The organism is Pseudomonas sp. GW821-FHT01D09 (assembly GCF_059422465.1).
Map to the genome: position 1 here is coordinate 497,096 of NZ_JBWKWY010000001.1, position 19,882 is coordinate 516,977.

General features: G+C 61.9%; 12 protein-coding genes. 8 read left to right on the forward strand and 4 right to left on the reverse strand.

Translation table 11 applies throughout. The annotated features are described in order from the left end of the window. The first annotated feature begins 75 nt into the window (after positions 1-75). The 7 genes from tpx (at position 76) to AC07W7_RS02360 (ending at position 12,898) form a co-directional block, all read left to right on the forward strand. Positions 76-576, forward strand: coding sequence for a thiol peroxidase (gene tpx, locus AC07W7_RS02330; protein WP_495038560.1), 501 nt, complete (start codon positions 76-78; stop codon positions 574-576). A gap of 233 nt (positions 577-809) precedes the next feature. After that, positions 810-2,114, forward strand: a complete 1,305-nt coding sequence (locus tag AC07W7_RS02335) for an MdtA/MuxA family multidrug efflux RND transporter periplasmic adaptor subunit (RefSeq protein ID WP_169901944.1) — start codon at positions 810-812, stop codon at positions 2,112-2,114. Next, positions 2,111-5,212: an MdtB/MuxB family multidrug efflux RND transporter permease subunit gene (locus AC07W7_RS02340; RefSeq protein WP_076961003.1), complete on the forward strand. Its 3,102-nt coding sequence runs from the start codon at positions 2,111-2,113 to the stop codon at positions 5,210-5,212. Before AC07W7_RS02335 ends, AC07W7_RS02340 begins: the two co-directional genes overlap by 4 nt. Continuing rightward, on the forward strand, positions 5,209-8,316 hold the full coding sequence (locus tag AC07W7_RS02345; RefSeq protein ID WP_076961002.1) for an efflux RND transporter permease subunit: 3,108 nt from the start codon (positions 5,209-5,211) through the stop codon (positions 8,314-8,316). The genes AC07W7_RS02340 and AC07W7_RS02345 overlap by 4 nt, the downstream gene beginning before the upstream one ends. Continuing rightward, complete coding sequence (locus AC07W7_RS02350) at positions 8,313-9,764, forward strand: efflux transporter outer membrane subunit (protein WP_076961001.1); 1,452 nt, start codon at positions 8,313-8,315, stop codon at positions 9,762-9,764. The genes AC07W7_RS02345 and AC07W7_RS02350 overlap by 4 nt, the downstream gene beginning before the upstream one ends. A 206-nt stretch (positions 9,765-9,970) precedes the next feature. Beyond that, positions 9,971-12,064 (forward strand): putative bifunctional diguanylate cyclase/phosphodiesterase, encoded by a 2,094-nt coding sequence (locus tag AC07W7_RS02355; protein WP_495038561.1) that lies wholly within the window; start codon positions 9,971-9,973, stop codon positions 12,062-12,064. Positions 12,065-12,151: 87 nt separating this feature from the next. Then, entirely contained in the window at positions 12,152-12,898 is a 747-nt protein-coding gene (locus AC07W7_RS02360; protein WP_495038562.1) for an SDR family oxidoreductase, read from the forward strand. Positions 12,899-12,930: 32 nt separating this feature from the next. On the opposite strand, the gene AC07W7_RS02365 is transcribed toward AC07W7_RS02360, so the two are convergent. The 4 genes from AC07W7_RS02365 to AC07W7_RS02380 all read right to left on the reverse strand — a co-directional run bounded on the left by AC07W7_RS02365 (position 12,931) and on the right by AC07W7_RS02380 (position 17,279). Further along, positions 12,931-13,392, reverse strand: coding sequence for a hypothetical protein (locus AC07W7_RS02365; RefSeq protein ID WP_495038563.1), 462 nt, complete (start codon positions 13,390-13,392; stop codon positions 12,931-12,933). Positions 13,393-13,489: 97 nt separating this feature from the next. After that, entirely contained in the window at positions 13,490-14,899 is a 1,410-nt protein-coding gene (mapR, locus tag AC07W7_RS02370) for a GntR family transcriptional regulator MpaR (RefSeq protein ID WP_076960998.1), read from the reverse strand. Between the two features lie 122 nt (positions 14,900-15,021). After that, on the reverse strand, positions 15,022-16,437 hold the full coding sequence (ccoG, locus tag AC07W7_RS02375; RefSeq protein WP_495038564.1) for a cytochrome c oxidase accessory protein CcoG: 1,416 nt from the start codon (positions 16,435-16,437) through the stop codon (positions 15,022-15,024). 224 nt (positions 16,438-16,661) lie between these two features. Then, on the reverse strand, positions 16,662-17,279 hold the full coding sequence (locus AC07W7_RS02380) for a hypothetical protein (RefSeq protein WP_076960996.1): 618 nt from the start codon (positions 17,277-17,279) through the stop codon (positions 16,662-16,664). 606 nt (positions 17,280-17,885) lie between these two features. Between AC07W7_RS02380 and AC07W7_RS02385 the strand changes: the two genes are divergently transcribed. Then, a complete protein-coding gene (locus tag AC07W7_RS02385; protein WP_495038565.1) occupies positions 17,886-19,859 on the forward strand; it encodes an alpha-1,4-glucan--maltose-1-phosphate maltosyltransferase in 1,974 nt (657 codons plus the stop codon). Positions 19,860-19,882 lie beyond the last annotated feature (23 nt).

Sequence of the window (19,882 nt, forward strand, 5' to 3'; positions counted from 1 at the left end):
GGTGTCAATCGCACTTTGTGGTTAACTTCGGCCTCTCGAATTCGTTTCATCCAACTCAGCATAAGGATTCCGTTCATGGCTCAAGTCACCCTCAAAGGCAACCCGGTCCAGGTTGAAGGCCAGTTGCCGCAAGTTGGCACCCAGGCCCTCGACTTTTCCCTGACGGCAGGCGATCTGTCGGACGTCACCCTGGCGACTTTCACCGGCAAGCGCAAAGTACTGAACATCTTCCCAAGCGTTGACACCCCGACCTGCGCCACATCGGTGCGCAAGTTCAATGCCCAGGCCAACGCGCTGGATAACACCGTTGTACTGTGCATCTCCACCGACCTGCCATTCGCCCAGGCCCGCTTCTGCGGTGCCGAAGGCCTGGAAAACGTGAAGAACCTGTCGGACTTCCGCAGCGCCGACTTTGCCGTTGACTACGGTGTCTCCATTGTCGATGGCGTCCTCAAGGGCCTGACCGCCCGCGCCGTGGTGGTCCTGGACGAAAACGACAAGGTGCTGCACAGCGAGTTGGTGGGCGAAATCGCCGAAGAGCCAAACTACGACGCGGCCCTGGCTGTACTGAAGTAATTGCGGCTGCGCGTTACTGTCGCTTTGCAGTAACACGTATGATGCATGCTTGCGGCCTGGCCTTGTCCAGGCCGTTTTTATTTGTGCTTCAGCGGTTTAGGTCAAATAGCTGATGTTTCACCGCGAAAAGTAAATGTTTGTAAGCCCGAAGGTAAATAGCCGGTAAAGGCGCTTTTCTAAACGCGCCCCAGTGCTTATCTTTCAGCCTCCCACAGTAGAAGCCCTCGCCTCCAATGGTTGATCAATCCATGCAATCGTCCCCCCGTAGTTCCCGCCGCTGGCTGTTTGGCTTGCTCGTGCTGTTGGTTGTTGCCTTCCTGTGCTGGAAATTCTGGCCGACCGGCACCGCCCAAAAGGACGCGCCGGCCGCCAGGACCAGCAAGACCGGGATGATGCGTCCCGGCTTCGGCGGCTCCGGTGCGGCAGTGCCGGTGCGTGTCGCGCCGGCGGTCACGGGGGACTTCCCGCTGTACTACAAGGCGCTGGGGACCGTGACGGCCTTGAACACCATCAACGTGCGCAGCCGGGTCGGGGGAGAGCTGGTCAAGATCGCCTTTGAAGAAGGGCAGATGGTCAAGGCTGGCGACCTGTTGGCGCAAATCGACCCGCGCAGCTACCAGAACGCCTTGCTCCAGGCCCAGGGCACGCTGCTGCAAAACCAGGCCCAATTGAAGAACGCCCAGGTCGACCTCGAGCGTTATCGCGGCCTGTATGAACAGGACAGTATTGCCAAGCAGACTTTGGACACCGCCGCTGCGCTGGTCCTGCAATACCAGGGCACGGTCAAGACCAACCAGGGCGCGGTGGATGACGCCAAGCTCAACTTGGAATTCACCAAGATCCGCGCACCGATTTCCGGGCGTGTCGGCCTGCGCCAGCTGGACGTCGGCAACCTGGTGGCGGCCAATGACACCACCGCCCTGGCGATCATCACCCAGACCCAGCCGATCAGCGTGGCCTTTACCTTGCCGGAGAACAGCCTGCAAACCGTATTGGCCCGCTACCGCAGCGGCAACAAGCTGCCGGTACAGGCCTGGGACCGTGGCGATGTGCAATTGCAAGCCACCGGGGTGTTGCAGAGCCTGGACAACCAGATCGACGTCACCACCGGCACCCTGAAATTCAAGGCACGCTTCGATAACCAGGACCAGGTGCTATTCCCCAACCAGTTCGTCAACGTGCGCCTGTTGGCCGACACCCTGAAAAACGTGGTGCTGGTGCCTTCGGCGGCGATCCAGTTCGGCACCAATGGCACCTTTGTCTACGCCCTGGACGGTGACAAGAAGGTCAAGATCCGCACCCTGGTCATCGGTGATACCGATGGCCAGAACACCGTGGTCAAGGAAGGCCTGGCGGCAGGCGATCGCGTGGTACTGGAAGGCACCGACCGTCTGAAGGACGGCACCGATGTGGAAGTGGTCAACGACGGCAACCAGGTCCCCACCACCCCGACCGAACACTTGCAGGGCAAGCCTGCGGCACCAGGCGACAGCAGCCCGGCGGCGGATGCCGGCAAGGCGCCAAAGGCCGGCGCATGAACCTGTCACGCCTGTTTATCCTCAGGCCCGTCGCCACCACCCTGAGCATGCTGGCCATTGTCCTGGCCGGCCTGATTGCCTATCGCCTGATGCCGGTGTCGGCCTTGCCCCAGGTGGATTACCCGACCATCCGCGTCATGACCCTGTACCCCGGCGCCAGCCCGGATGTCATGACCAGCGCGGTCACCGCACCCCTGGAGCGCCAGTTCGGGCAAATGCCCGGCCTCACGCAGATGGCGTCCACCAGTTCCGGTGGCGCCTCGGTGCTGACCCTGCGCTTCAGCCTGGACGTCAATATGGACGTGGCCGAGCAACAGGTGCAGGCGGCGATCAACGCGGCCAGCAACCTGCTGCCCTCGGACCTGCCGGCGCCACCGGTGTACAACAAGGTCAACCCGGCCGATACCCCGGTGCTGACCCTGGCCATCACCTCCAAGACCATGCTGCTGCCCAAGCTCAATGACCTGGTCGATACGCGCATGGCGCAAAAGATCGCGCAGATCAGCGGCGTGGGCATGGTCAGCATCGCCGGCGGCCAGCGCCAGGCGGTGCGGATCAAGGTCAACCCCGAGGCCCTGGCCGCCAATGGCTTGAACCTGGCGGACGTGCGCAGCCTGATCGCCGCCTCCAACGTCAACCAGCCCAAGGGTAACTTCGACGGCCCGACCCGGGTGTCGATGCTCGATGCCAACGACCAGTTGGTCTCGCCCGAGCAGTACGCCGAACTGATCCTGGCCTACAGCAACGGCGCGCCGCTGCGCCTCAAAGATGTCGCACAGATTGTCGATGGTGCCGAAAACGAACGCCTTGCCGCCTGGGCCAATGAAAACCAGGCCGTGCTGCTCAATATCCAGCGCCAGCCGGGGGCCAACGTGATCGAGGTGGTGGACCGCATCAAGGCACTGCTGCCGAGCATCACCGATAACCTGCCGGCCGGCCTCGATGTGACGGTACTCACCGACCGCACCCAGACCATCCGCGCCTCGGTCACCGATGTGCAGCATGAATTGCTGATCGCCATTGCCCTGGTGGTGATGGTCACGTTCCTGTTCCTGCGCCGTTTCAGTGCCACCCTCATCCCGTCGATTGCCGTGCCGTTGTCCCTGATCGGCACCTTTGGCGTGATGTACCTGGCCGGGTTCTCCATCAACAACCTGACCCTGATGGCCCTGACCATCGCCACCGGGTTTGTGGTGGACGATGCCATCGTGATGCTGGAGAACATTTCCCGCTATATCGAGGAAGGCGAGACGCCGCTGGCCGCCGCGCTCAAGGGCGCCAAGCAGATCGGCTTTACCCTGGTGTCCCTGACCCTGTCGCTGATCGCGGTCTTGATCCCGCTGCTGTTCATGGCCGATGTGGTCGGGCGGCTGTTCCGCGAGTTTGCCATCACCCTGGCGGTGGCGATCCTGATTTCCCTGGTGGTGTCCCTGACCCTGACGCCGATGATGTGCGCGCGCCTGCTCAAGCGCGAACCCAAGGAGGAAGAACAGGGCCGCTTCTACAAGGCCAGCGGCGCGTGGATCGACTGGCTGGTGGCCGCCTACGGGCGCAAGCTGCAATGGGTGCTCAAGCACCAGCCGCTGACCCTGCTGGTGGCCATCGCTACCCTGGGCCTGACCGTGGTGCTGTACCTGGTGGTGCCCAAGGGCTTCTTCCCGGTGCAAGACACCGGGGTGATCCAGGGCATTTCCGAGGCGCCGCAGTCGATTTCCTTTGCGGCCATGAGCCAGCGCCAGCAAGAACTGGCGAAGATCATCCTCGAAGATCCTGCGGTGGAAAGCCTGTCGTCCTACATCGGTGTGGATGGCGACAACGCCACCCTCAACAGCGGCCGCCTGCTGATCAACCTCAAGCCCCATAAAGAGCGGGACTTGAGCGCTGTCGAGGTGATCGCGCGCCTGCAACCGACGCTGGACAAACTGGTAGGCATCCGCCTGTTCATGCAGCCGGTGCAGGACCTGACCATCGAAGACCGCGTCAGCCGCACCCAGTACCAGTTCAGCATGTCCTCCCCGGATGCCGACCTGCTGGCCCTGTGGAGCGGCAAACTGGTACAGGCCCTGAGCCAGCACCCGGAACTCACCGACGTGGCCAGCGACCTGCAGGACAAAGGCTTGCAGGTGTACATGGTGATCGACCGCGATGCCGCCTCGCGCCTGGGCGTGTCGGTGGCCAATATCACCGACGCCCTGTACGACGCCTTCGGCCAGCGGCAGATTTCCACGATCTACACCCAGGCCAGCCAGTACCGCGTGGTGCTGCAGGCCCAGTCCGGCGAAAGCCTGGGGCCGGACGCGCTGAACCAGATCCACGTAAAGACCACCGACGGCGGCCAGGTGCGCCTGTCGAGCCTGGCCCGCCTCGAACAGCGCCAGGCGCAGTTGGCGATTACCCATATCGGCCAGTTCCCGGCGGTGATGATGTCGTTCAACCTGGCGCCCGGTGTGGCCCTGGGCAAGGGTGTGGAGCTGATCAACCAGGTGCAGAAGGAGATCGGCATGCCGATCGGCGTGCAGACTCAGTTCCAGGGCGCCGCCCAGGCGTTCGAGGCGTCGCTGTCGAGCACCTTGCTGCTGATCCTGGCGGCGGTGGTGACCATGTACATCGTGCTCGGCGTGCTGTACGAGAGCTATATCCACCCGATCACCATCCTCTCGACCTTGCCGTCGGCCGCGGTGGGGGCGTTGCTGGCGTTGCTGTTCACGGGCAATGACCTGGGGATGATCGCGATCATCGGCATCATCCTGCTGATCGGCATCGTGAAGAAGAACGCGATCATGATGATCGACTTCGCCCTCGACGCCGAACGCAACCAGGGCCTGGACCCGCAGACCGCGATCTACCAGGCGGCGCTGCTGCGCTTCCGGCCGATCCTGATGACCACCCTGGCAGCGCTGTTCGGGGCCGTGCCGTTGATGCTGGCCACGGGCTCCGGCGCCGAGTTGCGCCAGCCCCTGGGCCTGGTGATGGTGGGTGGCTTGCTGTTGAGCCAGATCCTTACGCTGTTTACCACGCCGGTGATCTACCTGTACTTCGACCGCCTTGGCCGTCGCTGGCGCAAGAGCCCCGAAGCGCTGGAGCCGGTTGAGCCATGAACCTGTCCGGACCTTTTATTCGCCGGCCGGTAGCCACCATGCTGCTGAGCCTGGCGATCATGTTGCTGGGCGGTGTCAGTTTCAACCTGTTGCCGGTGTCGCCGTTGCCGCAGATCGACTTCCCGGTGATCGTGGTGTCTGCCAGCCTGCCTGGTGCGAGCCCGGAAGTGATGGCGTCTACCGTGGCCACGCCCCTGGAGCGTTCCTTTGGCGCGATTGCCGGGGTCACCACCCTGAGCAGCTCGTCCAGCCAGGGCTCGACCCGGGTGATCCTGGCCTTTGACTCCGACCGCGATATCAACGGCGCGGCGCGGGAAGTGCAAGCGGCGATCAATGCCTCGCGCAACCTGTTGCCCAGCGGCATGCGCAGCATGCCCACCTACCGCAAGATCAACCCGTCCCAGGCGCCGATCATGGTGTTGTCGCTGACCTCGGACGTATTGCCCAAGGGGCAGCTGTACGACCTGGCCTCGACCATCCTCTCGCAAAGCCTGTCCCAGGTGCAGGGGGTGGGCGAAGTGCAGATCGGCGGCAGCTCCCTGCCAGCGGTGCGCATCGAGCTGGAACCCAAGGCCCTGGACCAGTACGGCGTGTCCCTGGATGAAGTGCGCGACACCATTGCCAATGCCAACGTGCGCCGGCCCAAGGGCTCGGTGGAAGATGGCGAGCGCAACTGGCAGATCCAGGCCAACGACCAGCTGGAAAAAGCCAAGGACTATGAGCCGCTGCTGATCCGCTACCAGGACGGCGCCGCCTTGCGCCTGAGTGACGTGGCGAAGATCAGCGATGGCGTCGAAGACCGCTACAACAGTGGTTTCTTCAACAATGATGCGGCGGTGTTGCTGGTGATCAACCGCCAGTCCGGCGCCAACATCATCGAGACCGTCAAGCAGATCAAGGCCCAGTTGCCGGCGTTGCAGGCGGTGCTGCCGTCCAGCGTCAAGCTCAACCTGGCCATGGACCGTTCGCCGGTGATCACCGCCACCCTGCATGAAGCGGAAATGACCCTGCTGATTGCCGTGGCCCTGGTGATCCTGGTGGTGTACCTGTTCCTCGGTAACTTCCGCGCCTCGTTGATCCCGACCCTGGCGGTGCCGGTGTCGCTGGTGGGCACCTTTGCCATCATGTACCTGTATGGGTTTTCCCTGAACAACCTGTCGCTGATGGCCCTGATCCTCGCCACCGGCCTGGTGGTGGACGACGCCATTGTGGTGCTGGAGAACATCTCCCGGCATATCGACGACGGTATCGCACCGATGAAGGCGGCGTACCTGGGGGCCAAGGAGGTCGGTTTTACCCTGCTGTCGATGAACGTGTCGCTGGTGGCGGTGTTCCTGTCGATCCTGTTTATGGGCGGGATTGTCACCAGCCTGTTCCGTGAGTTCTCCATCACCCTGGCGGCGGCGATCATCGTGTCGCTGGTGGTTTCCCTGACCCTGACGCCAATGCTCTGCGCGCGCTGGCTCAAGCCCCATGTCAAAGGCCAGCAGACCGGTTTGCAGCGCTGGAGCCAGAAGGTCAACGACCAGATGGTCGCGGGTTATGCCCGCAGCCTCGACTGGGTGCTGCGACACAAGCGCCTGACCCTGCTCAGCCTGCTGCTGACCATCGGCGTGAATATTGCGCTGTATGTGGTGGTGCCCAAAACCTTTATGCCGCAGCAGGACACCGGGCAACTGATCGGTTTTGTGCGCGGCGATGACGGCCTGTCATTCAGTGTCATGCAGCCGAAGATGGAGATCTTCCGCAAGGCCGTGCTGCAAGACCCGGCCGTGGAAAGCGTGGCCGGCTTTATCGGTGGCAGCAACGGCACCAACAACGCGGTGATGCTGGTACGCCTCAAGCCGATCAAGGAACGCAAGCTGTCGGCCCAGGCGGTGATCGAGCGCCTGCGCAAAAACGTGCCCCCGGTGCCCGGTGGCCGCTTGATGCTGATGGCCGACCAGGACCTGCAATTTGGCGGTAGCCGCGACCAGACGTCCTCGCAGTATTCCTACATCCTGCAAAGTGGCGACCTGGCCGCCTTGCGCCTGTGGTACCCGAAAGTGGTCGCCGCCTTGCGCGCCTTGCCAGAGCTGACCGCCATCGACGCCCGCGAAGGCCGGGGCGCGCAGCAGGTGACGCTGATTGTCGATCGCGACCAGGCCAAGCGCCTGGGCGTGGACATGAACATGGTCACCTCGGTGCTGAACAACGCCTACAGCCAGCGGCAGATTTCCACCATTTATGACAGCCTCAACCAGTACCGGGTGGTGATGGAGGTCAACCCCAAATACGCTCAGGACCCGATTACCCTCAATCAGGTGCAGGTGATTACCGCTGACGGCGCGCGGATTCCGCTGTCGACCATCGCCCACTACGAAAACAGCCTGGCCGACGACCGCGTCAGCCACGAAGGGCAGTTTGCCTCTGAAGACATTGCTTTCGATATGGCGCCCGGGGTCACGGTGGAGCAGGGCACGGCCGCCATCGAGCGGGCGATTGCCAAGGTCGGCTTGCCCGAAGATGTGATCGCCAAGATGGCCGGCACCGCCGACGCCTTCGCCGCCACCCAGAAAAGCCAGCCGTTCATGATCCTCGGCGCGTTGGTGGCGGTGTACCTGGTGCTGGGGATTCTCTATGAAAGCTACATTCACCCGCTGACCATCCTTTCGACCTTGCCCTCGGCCGGGGTCGGCGCGCTGCTGTCGATCTACGTGCTGGGCGGCGAGTTCAGCCTGATCTCGCTGCTGGGCCTGTTCCTGCTGATCGGCGTGGTGAAGAAAAACGCGATCCTGATGATCGACCTGGCCCTGCAACTGGAACGCAAGGAAGGCATGCAGCCCCTGGAATCGATTCGCAGTGCCTGCCTGCTGCGCCTGCGGCCGATCCTGATGACCACCCTGGCGGCGATCCTCGGTGCCTTGCCTTTGCTGCTGAGCAGCGCCGAAGGCGCGGAAATGCGCCAGCCTCTGGGCCTGACCATTATCGGCGGCCTGGTCTTCAGCCAGATCCTTACCCTTTACACCACCCCGGTGGTTTACCTCTATCTCGACCGCCTGCGCCATCGTTTCAACGACTGGCGCGGGGTGCGTACCGACGCTGCCCTGGACACTCCGTTATGACCGAATCAACTGTTTTCCGGGCCCCTGCATTGGCGGTGATTGTGTGCGGCGCGCTCCTCAGCGCCTGCGCCGTAGGCCCCGATTACCAGCGCCCGCCAGTCGCAGAGCCTGCGCAGTACAAACAAGCCCAGGGCTGGCGCCAGGCCGCCCCCAGCGATGCCCTGGCCCGTGGCGCCTGGTGGGAGTTGTATGGCGACCGGCAACTCAACAGCCTGGTGGACACACTCAACACGGCCAACCAGACCGTGGCCCAGGCCGAAGCCCGCTACCGCCAGGCCCAGGCCACCGCACGCAGCGCCCGTGGCGCGTTCTTCCCGACCGTTGACCTGAGCGCCGGGAAAACCCGCGCCAGCCAGGGCACCGGCAGCAGTAATGCGAGCTTGAGCAGCTCCAGCAGCGGTATCCGCAACACCCTCAACACCCAGCTGGGGGTGAGCTGGGAGGCCGATATCTGGGGCAAGTTGCGCCGTGGTCTGGAAGCCAGCAATGCCAGTGAGCAAGCCAGCGCCGCCGACCTGGCCGCCATGCGCCTGAGCCAGCAGTCGGAGTTGGTGCAGAACTACCTGCAGCTGCGGGTCATGGACGAACAGACGCGCTTGCTGCAAGCCACCGTCGAGACCTACCAGCGCTCGCTGCAAATGACCCAGAACCAGTACCGCGCCGGCGTGTCCGGCAAGGACGCCGTGGCCCAGGCCCAGACCCAGCTCAAAAGCACCCAGGCCAGCCTGATCGACCTGATCTGGCAGCGTGCGCAGCTGGAAAACGCCATCGCGGTGCTGATCGGCGAGCCCCCGGCCACGTTCAACCTGGCGGTGAGCCAGGACATTCCCGCCTTGCCGCAGATTCCTGCCAACCTGCCATCGCAACTGCTGGAGCGCCGCCCGGACATCGCCTCGGCCGAGCGTGCGGTGATCGCTGCCAACGCCAATATCGGCGTGGCGAAAACCGCCTACTACCCGGACCTGACCCTGAGCCTGGCCGGTGGTTATTCCAGCAGTACCTATGCCGACTGGATCAGCCTGCCCAACCGTTTCTGGTCGGTGGGGCCCAAACTGGCGATGACCTTGTTCGACGGTGGGCAACGCTCGGCGGAAGTCGACCGTGCCGAAGCGTCCTACGACGAAACCGTGGCCAAATACCGCCAGACCGTGCTCGACGGTTTCCGCGAAGTGGAAAACTATATGGTTCAGCTCAAGGTCCTGGAGGACGAGGCGGGCGTGAGCAACGAGGCCCTGGAGTCCGCGCGCGAATCCCTGCGCCTGACCCAGAACCAGTACAAGGCGGGCCTGATTGCCTATCTGGATGTGGTTAACGTGCAGGCCACGGCCTTGAGCAACGAACGCACGGTCTTGACCTTGCTGCAAACCCGGCTGGTGGCCAGTGTGCAACTGATCGCGGCGTTGGGTGGCGGTTGGGATGGCCAGCTGGAGCCACAAGAAAAACCCTGACCCCTGCGGGAGCCAGCGCCCACAGGGGGATCGGCCACACCGCCGTTACCGCAACCACGGATATGTACTGTTGGGGCCCGTTACGCGATACATTGCCAGTAATGGCGTTATGGCAATATTCCAACTGCCCAAGAATTATTCTCGCTACAATCTCCAGCTTTTCCACGGCATGGACGCCGTTCGCATTATCAGCCTCGAGAAGACCCATGCTGACCGGCAGTTATTCCCCCGCACTGGTGCTGATCTCCCTGTTTGTGGCGATCCTGGCTTCCTATACCGCCCTGGACATGACCGGGCGTATCGCCACCGCCAAGGGCCGGGCGGCGCAATTGTGGATGGCCGGTGGCGCCCTGGCCATGGGGATTGGCGTCTGGTCGATGCACTTTATCGGGATGCTGGCGTTTCGCCTGCCCATCACCCTGGGCTATGACATCGGCATAACAGCGCTGTCGCTGCTGATCGCCGTGTTGTCCAGCGGGTTCGCCCTGTGGCTGGTCAACCAATCGCGCCTGCCGGCCTGGCAACTGGGCTTTGGGGCCTTGATCATGGGCGCGGGCATCAGTGCCATGCACTACACCGGCATGGCCGCCATGCGCATGGTGCCGGGCATCGACTACGACCCCACGTTATTTGGCGCCTCGCTGCTGATTGCCGTGGGCGCCTCGGCCGCCGCGTTGTGGATTGCCTTTAAGCTGCGGCGCAATACCCCCTATGTACGTCTGGCGCGAAGCGGCGCGGCGGTGGTGATGGGCGTGGCCATCGTCGGCATGCATTACACCGGCATGGCGGCGGCGCGCTTTGCCGATGGCAGCTTTTGCGGGGCCTCGGTGGATGGCCTGAGCGGCAGCGGCCTGGATAACCTGGTCTTGGTGACCACCCTGGCGGTCTTGGCCATCGCCCTGTTGACCTCGTTGCTCGACGCCCGGCTGGAAGCGCGCACCGCCGTGCTGGCCGACTCCCTGACCCAGGCCAACCAGGAGCTGACCCACCTGGCCCTGCACGACACCCTGACCGGCCTGCCCAACCGCACGCTGCTGGCCGATCGTATCCAGCAGGCAACACAGCTGGTGGCGGAGCAGGGTGGCTGTTTTGCCTTGATGTTTATCGACCTGGACGGCTTCAAACCGGTCAACGATGCCTTTGGCCATCATCTGGGCGACCAGTTGTTGCGCGAGGTCGGCCTGCGCCTGCGCGAAGACCTGCGCAGCCAGGATACCCTGGCGCGGATCGGCGGCGATGAGTTTGTGCTGCTGGTGCAACTGAGCCAGCCCGACGATGCACTGCGCCTGGCCGAACGCCAGGTGGGGCTGATCAACAAGTCGTTCCGGGTGGCCGAGCATGACTTGAACATCTCCGCCAGCGTCGGCATTGCGATGTTCCCCGGCAATGGTGCCACGCCCCAGGAGCTGCTGATGAATGCCGATGCGGCGATGTATCACGCCAAGAGCATGGGCAAAAACGGCTACAGCTTTTTCGATGTGTCGATGAACACCAATGCACGCAAACAATTGCAACTGCTCCAGGATTTGCGCATTGCAGTGGAGCAACAGCAGTTCCGCCTGTATTACCAGCCCAAGTTCGATGCCCTCAGCGGCCGCGCCATCGGCGCCGAAGCCCTGTTGCGCTGGGAGCATCCACAACACGGCCTGTTGTTGCCGGACAAGTTTATCGAGCTTGCGGAAAAGACCGGCCTGATCATCGCCATCGGCGACTGGGTGCTCAACGAAGCCTGCCGGCAAATGCAGCTGTGGTTTGCCCTGGGCTACCGTGACTGGCGCATTGCGGTCAACCTGTCGGCCCTGCAGTTCTGCCATGCCGGGCTGGTCACCAGCGTTGCCAAGGCCCTGCAACGCCACCAGCTACCGGCCAATAGCCTGACCCTGGAAATCACCGAAACCACGGCCATGAGCGATGCCGATGCCAGCATGACGGTGCTGCAAAAACTCTCGGAAATGGGCGTGGACCTGTCTATCGACGACTTTGGCACCGGTTACTCCAGCCTGATGTACCTCAAGCGCCTGCCCGCCAATGAGCTGAAGATTGACCGCGGGTTTGTCCGTGACCTCGAACATGACAGCGACGATGCGGCTATCGTCTCGGCGATTGTTGCCCTGGGCCAGGCCCTTGGCCTGCGCATCGTGGCCGAAGGGGTGGAGACCGACATGCAGCAGAACTTCCTCACCCGCCTGGGGTGCGACTCGCTGCAAGGCTACCTGCTGGGCCATCCGTTGCCGCCAGACACCTTTATGAGCGCCATCGTCGCCAAGGAACAACAGGCGCCGCCGCCGGCCGCCCCCTGACCGGCATTGACCCCGGTCCATGCAAAACCTGGCAGGCACCGGTATTCTTGGGCCCAACAGCTGAAGTTGAATGGGGAGTCAGTACAGATGGACAAAGTTGTCGTCATCACCGGTGCCAGCCGTGGGATCGGAGCCGCCACGGCCTTGCTGGCGGCCCGGCAGGGCTATCGCATCTGCATCAATTTCCAGTCCGATGAAGACGCCGCGCTACGGGTACTGGAACAGGTACGCGCCCTGGGCGCCCAGGCCATTGCGGTGCGCGCCGACGTCAGCATCGAAGACGAAGTGATTGGCCTGTTCCACCGGGTCGACGCCGAATTGGGCCGCGTCACTGCGCTGGTCAACAATGCCGGCACTGTCGGGCACAAGTCCCGCGTCGATGAGATGTCCGAATTCCGTATCCTGAAAACCCTCAAGACCAATGTGCTGGGCCCGACCCTGTGTGCCAAGCACGCCTTGTTGCGCATGTCGCCCCGGCATGGCGGGCAGGGTGGCAGCATCGTCAACGTCTCCTCGGTGGCCGCACGCCTGGGCTCGCCTGGCGAGTACGTGGACTATGCGTCGTCCAAGGGCGCACTGGACACCTTCACCATCGGCCTGGCCAAGGAAGTGGCGGGCGAGGGGATTCGGGTAAATGCCGTGCGCCCCGGGTACATCTTCACTGATTTCCATGCCTTGAGCGGCGATCCTGAGCGGGTCAGCAAGCTTGAATCGGCGATTCCCATGGCCCGTGGCGGGCGGCCGGATGAAGTGGCGGAGGCGATTGTCTGGCTGCTGTCGGACAAGGCGTCCTATGCCACGGGGACGTTTGTTGACCTCGGGGGCGGGCGATAACACGGGCCAAACCCCTTGCCACCGCTCGAACCTCAAAAAGCACGCAACGCCGCGTAACCTTCGCGGGCGAACTGGTCCAGGCAGTCCGCCTCCGAGTTGTGCTGGATGATGACCCCCCTCTCGGCAAAACCGTCTATCTTGCCGTTGCGCTCATCGCTACCGTCGAGCTTGCGCTCGTTCAGGTTATCGATAAAACGCAACACTCTTTCCAGGTCATAGGCCGCATTGGCGCGTGATTCCGGGTCTGGATTGGCTTGCGTCCAGTCACCCACATGCTGCTTGAGATCATGCTCCAACTGCCAGCGGTGATGCCCGTCGAGGAAGTGCTTCAAGACCGTGCTCTGTTCGATAATTTTTTGCGCCGAACGCTGATCCCCGGCAGGACGTCCCATTGGCCCAGCCAGTTGGCGCACTTCGCGCTGTTCTGCGACACGCATGTAGTTGGGCGGGATGGGCAATGGAAAATAAAAAAATGGCGGCAGGAGATTATTCATGGCGTCTCGCTCTGTTTTAATGAGAACACGCTGATCCTAAACCGCTAAATGGCACCTTCCAACGGGATTATTTGGCCGGTTTATTTCAAGCCTGCCCTCAAAACGAACGCACAATCCGCCCCAGCGTTTCCATGGCCTTTTCCGCCGCCTCATCCCAGGGGCTGCCGTAGTTCAGACGGATGCAGTTACGAAAGCGCTGGGTCGGCGAGAAAATCGGCCCCGGCGCGATGCTGATACCCTGGGCCAGGGCCATCTGGAACAGTTTCAGCGAATCGGTCTGCTCCGGCAGCTCCAGCCACAAGAAGTAGCCGCCGGCGGGCTGACTGACCCGGGTCTGCGCCGGGAAATAGCGGGCAATGGCGGCGAGCATCGCGCTTTGCTGCTCTTCCAGGGCATAGCGCAGTTTGCGCAAGTGCCGATCGTAGCCACCGTGTTGCAAATAGTCGGCAATCGCTGCCTGGGCCGGCATCGAGGCGCAGAGTGAAGTCATCAACTTCAGGCGCTCGATTTTTTGCGCATAGCGGCCGGCCGCCACCCAGCCGACGCGATAGCCGGGGGCCAGGCTCTTGGCAAAGGAGCCGCAGTGCATCACCAGGCCTTCGGTGTCAAAAGCCTTGGCCGGCTTGGGTGCCTGCTGGCCGTAGTACAGTTCAGCGTACACATCGTCTTCGATCAGCGGCACCTGATGCCCGCGCAACAACTCGACCAACTCCTGTTTCTTGACCTCGGGCATGGTGGCGCCCATGGGGTTCTGGAAACTGCTCATGCACCAGCAGGCCTTGATCGGGTAACGCTCCAGGGTCTGGGCCAGCACCTTGAGGTCAAGGCCGTCACGCGGGTGCACCGGGATTTCCACGGCCTTGAGCTTCAAGCGCTCCAGCACCTGCAGGCAGGCATAAAACGCCGGGGCTTCGATGGCCACCAGGTCGCCGGGCTCGGTCACTGCTTGCAGGCACAGGTTCAGTGCTTCGAGGGCGCCGTTGGTGATCAGCAGCTCCTCCATGGGCAACATCAAACCGCCGACCATGTAGCGCAGGGCGATTTGCCGGCGCAGTTGCGGGTTGCCCGGCGACATATCGGTGACCACCATGCGCGGGTCCATTTCGCGGCTGGCGCTGGCCAGGGAGCGGGCCAGGCGTTGCAGGGGGAACAGCGTCGGGCTGGGAAAGGCCGAGCCAAAGGGCACGGTCTGTGGGTCCTTGATCGAATCGAGCACGGAAAACACCAGTTCACTGACGTCCACCTCGGTGGACTCGTGCACATGGGCGCTGACCGCCGGTTCCGAGAACGGGCTGGGGGCATGGGTATTGACGAAATACCCGGAGCGCGGCCGCGCCCGGATCAAGCCACGGCGCTCCAGCAGGTAATAGGCCTGGAACACCGTGGACGGGCTGACGCCATAGGTCTGGCTGGCATAGCGCACTGACGGCACCCGCTGGCCCGGTCCGAGGACGCCGGAGCGGATCAGTTCAGCGATGTCGTCGGCAAATTTCTCGTAGCGTTTCATCGTGATCCTAGGGTCTACACAGGTAAAAATGTGGGAGCGGGCTTGCCCGCGATGGCGGTGTGTCAGTAGCCGATAGTTCGACTGACACACCGTAATCGCGGGCAAGCCCACTCCCACCTGTCTCAGCGGTTCAGCGGCGCCACAAAACGGCTCTCGGCGACACTATAAACACTTGGCTCATCCCTATCCGTCACCTTGAAACGGATGGTTTGCGAGCTGCTGCTCGGTTTGTCACGGGTCAAGGCTACAGACACCGGCACATCGGTGATTTCCCCGGGGGCCAGGCTGATCTGGGTCTTGCCTTGCAGTTGGAAGCCTTCGCCATCCACCAGCTCTACGTGGTAATCCTGGCGCAGTTGGGTCTTGTTGATGATCTTCAGGCTGTAGATGTTCTCGATCAGCCCCTGGCTGTTTTCGCGGAACATACCACGGTCCTTGGTCACGTCCAGCGACACCATCGGCCGCTGCACCAACGCCATCACCAACGCGGCGATCATCACCAGCAACACCGCACTGTAGCCGATCAACCGTGGCCGCAGCAGGTGGGTCTTGCCACCTTGCAACTGATGCTCGGAGGTGTAGCCCACCAAACCCTGCGCATAGCCCATCTTGTCCATGATTGAATCACAGGCATCGATGCACGCCGCACAACCGATGCATTCCATTTGCAGGCCGTCGCGGATGTCGATGCCGGTGGGGCAGACCTGCACGCACAAGTGGCAGTCGATACAGTCGCCCAGGCCGACCTCGGCCGGGTTTACATCACGTTTGCGCGGGCCACGGCTTTCGCCACGGGCGGCGTCGTAGGAAATGGTCAGGGTGTCCTTGTCGAACATCACGCTCTGGAACCGCGCATACGGGCACATATGCATGCACACCGCTTCGCGCAGCCAGCCGGCATTGATGTAGGTGGCGCCGGTAAAGAACAGCACCCAGAACAGGCTGACACCGCCCATCTGCCAGGTCAGCAGCTCTTCGGCCAGGGGGCGGATCGGCGTGAAGTAGCCGACAAAGGTCAGGCCGGTCAGCACGCTGATGGCCAGCCACAGCGTGTGCTTGGCGGCCCGGCGCGCCAGCTTGTTCACGCCCCAGGGCGCGGCCTGCAGCTTGATCCTTTGGTTACGCTCGCCTTCGGTGATCTTTTCGCACCACATAAACAGCCAGGTAAACGAACTTTGCGGGCAGGTGTAGCCACACCACACACGGCCGGCAAACACGGTGATCGCAAACAGGCCGAAAGCACAGATGATCAACAGCGCCGACAACAGGATGAAGTCCTGGGGCCAGAAGGTCGCGCCAAAGATATGGAACTTGCTTTCAGCCAAGTCCCACAGTACCGCCTGGCGTGAATCCCAGTTCAGCCACACGGTGCCAAAAAACGCCAGGAACAAAAAGCCCGCACCGCTTATGCGCAAGGTACGGAACAGGCCGGTGAAACTACGGGTATGGATCTGGTTGTCGCTGGACTTGGCCTTCATCTTCTTTGGATGTGCAGGCTCGAAGTTTTCTACTAATCGGACGGGGATTCTATCGCTCATGGTCTTTCGCTCATCAGCCTCCATCAGGCCGACAAACTATGGGCCGCGATCTGTTTGCATAACAGACTCAGGTAAAACGATAAAAAGCGGATCAGATGGGTTTTTAAGGCGCGCCTGCGACAATGTGCAGCACCCCGCAAGCCGTGGGGCTCGTGCCTGGATCAACAGCGCTGGGGGCATGCTGATCCAGGTCAATCAAATCACCGAATCACCGGTGCTGGCCTTCAACCGTCGGCGTTCTTACTGATTCTGCTCTTGCTCAAGCGAGAGCCGACTTCTAAAAAGATGCCTGCTGTCTTATCACTTTGCTGGAAACCTCGCTGCAGACTGTCCATCGTATGCTGCCATTCGGTTATGAGATTCAGGACGCCATTGTCACCGTCAGTGCCGACAGAGATCAGTTGGTAATACATGTTGTATCTTCTTTCTTCGTTTTCATCCTTCATCCTCTTGAGCACTTCCTCCCCAATAGTGAGAAGATCGTTATTGATTTTGTCTGTAAATAGAGAGGCTAATTCTGTGAGGATTTTGCCATTTTCTTTGGCATAGGGGCCCCGTAGCAATGAGTTGATACTCTGCGCAGTCAATAGATCATTAATCTTCTTCAAGACTTCAGCGTTCTTTTTAGAGCTGGGGTTACGCAGTAACTCAATGACATTCTCGGGTGTTATAAAGGCGTGCAGTTCTCTGAGACTTTTCTCGCGTATAAATTCACTTATCGCGGTGCGCGTGGGTGAAGTACCGTCTGGCCCTCGGTCCCGCCCTGCGCTCTGGGCGTCGGATGGGGGCTCAGTTGTGTGGATTGGATGAGGGGCTCTGGGTTGGTTACTGATGATCGACATGGTCAGTCCTCTAGACGTAGCACCTACTACGGATATGAAGTTGCAGGTATGTGTGAAATCAGCCTAGAGCACCGAGGCAAAGCAAACGTTAATCCTTGTCTACCCTGTTGGTGGGAATGTTCTCCTTAAGGTGTTGGAGGATTCTGTGCCAGAGGAGTGGACACACCGCGGTACTGAGCACCGTACTGGCGCCAGTGGTATTCAGCAGTGAAGCGACTGGACAAGCCTTAGCTTCGGGCTCCTATACGATAACCGGCGGCAGAGTCGTCGGTGGTTCTTCCTTTGCCGGTGGCACGCTTTCCGGAGGCTCCTGCTCAGGGATCGGCTCAGGGATCGGCTCTGGCTCGGTCTGTGGCAAGGTGGGGTGATCAATATTCGGGTCTGGGGTTTGGGCAGGAATCGGGATATTCATCGCGGTGGCCTCGTTTGTGCTTTGCTCAATCGGTGGACAACCGCCATGGCCGATTGATTCCCGCCCAGTGGCGGCACATCCATCTGAACTTTGCGCCGGCCACCGGGCTCGGACCTTATGTGGCCGGCTCAGCAAGAGCCCGCCTGCAGCAATCAAGCACAAGAGCGTCCATGGGGCGTAAGGGGAGATGCTCGATGACGCCTGAAATATCCGCATTACCGCTGTCCCAGGCACTGTTGCTGCCCAGGATCGCCATTGAAGACACGATGCCGGTGATTGATGCCGGCGCATTCGCGGTCAAGGCCGTGCAAGGGCAAGCCATCCACGTTACCAGCAAGGTGTTCGCTGACGGGCATGACCAGTTGGCCGTGTTGATTCGCTGGCGGTCGTTGAGTGAAGACAACTGGCACAGCGAGGTCATGGCAGACAAGGGCAACAACACCTGGGAAGGCACTTTCGACGTCACCCAGCAGGGCCCGCACCAATATTGCGTAGAGGCGTGGATCGACCATTTCGCCAGTTTCTGCTACGAACTGGGCAAGAAACACACGGCCGGCGTGCCGGTCAGCCTGGAGCTGCAGGAAGGCCGCCTGCAGGTGCTGCAAGCGGCCGAACGCAGCGAAGGCGAATTGCAGGCGCAATTGCAGCAGTTGCATCAACAACTGTCCGCACTCCTGGAAACCGAGCAGGTGGCGCTGTTTCTGCACGAACACAGTGCACAGCTGATGGCCCAGGCCGATCTGCGCCCCTACCTGAGTATCAGCCCGGTGTATCCACTGGATGTGGAGCGCCCCCAAGCGCTGTTTGCCAGTTGGTACGAGCTGTTCCCACGCTCGATCACCGACGATCCGGCGCGCCACGGCACCTTCAATGACGTGCATGGGCGCCTGGCGATGATCCACGACATGGGCTTTGACGTGCTGTACTTCCCGCCGATCCACCCCATCGGCCGCAGCCACCGCAAGGGCAAGAACAACGCACTGAGCGCCGGCCTCGACGATCCCGGCAGCCCCTATGCGATTGGCAGCGAGGAGGGTGGCCACGATGCAATCCATTCGCAACTGGGCAGCCGCGAGGATTTCCGCCGCCTGGTGGCGGCTGCCGCCGAGCATGGCCTGGAGATTGCCCTGGACTTTGCCATCCAGTGTTCCCAGGACCACCCGTGGCTCAAGCAGCACCCCGGCTGGTTCAACTGGCGCCCGGACGGCACGATCAAATACGCGGAGAACCCGCCGAAAAAATACCAGGATATCGTCAACGTCGACTTCTATGCCGCCGATGCGATCCCCAGCCTGTGGCTGGAGTTGCGCGATATCGTGCTGGGCTGGGTCGAGGAGGGCGTGAAGACCTTCCGCGTCGACAACCCCCACACCAAGCCGCTGCCATTTTGGCAGTGGCTGATCAGCGACGTACGGGCCCGGCACCCCGAGGTGATTTTCCTCGCCGAAGCCTTTACCACCCCGGCGATGATGGCGCGCCTGGGCAAGGTCGGCTACTCCCAGAGCTACACCTATTTCACCTGGCGCAACACCAAGGCCGAACTCAGCGAGTACTTCACCCAACTCAACCAGTCGCCCTGGCGTGAATGCTACCGGCCGAACTTTTTCGTCAATACCCCGGATATCAACCCAGGCTTCCTGCATGAATCCGGCCGCCCTGGGTTCTTGATCCGCGCGGCGCTGGCCACCATGGGCTCGGGCCTGTGGGGCATGTATTCGGGCTTTGAACTGTGTGAAAGCGCGCCGGTGCCGGGCAAGGAAGAGTACCTGGACTCGGAAAAGTACGAGATCCGCCCTCGGGACTTCAGCGCCCCCGGCAACATCATTGCCGAGATCGCCCAGCTCAACCGCATCCGCCGGCAAAACCCGGCGCTGCAGACACACCTGGGGCTGACGCTCTACAACGCGTTCAACGACAACATCCTGTACTTCGGCAAGCGCAGCGAGGATGGCAGCAACTTCATCCTGATCGCCGTCAGCCTCGACCCGTTCAACCCCCAGGAGGCGCATTTCGAGCTGCCGCTGTGGGAGATGGGCCTGCCGGACGACGCCCAGGTCCAGGGCGAAGACCTGATGAATGGCCATCGCTGGACCTGGTACGGCAAGACCCAATGGATGCGCATCGAGCCCCACCTGCCGTTTGGCATCTGGCGCGTCACCCAGTCTTGATGCTGGCGGCGATCGAGTGTGGG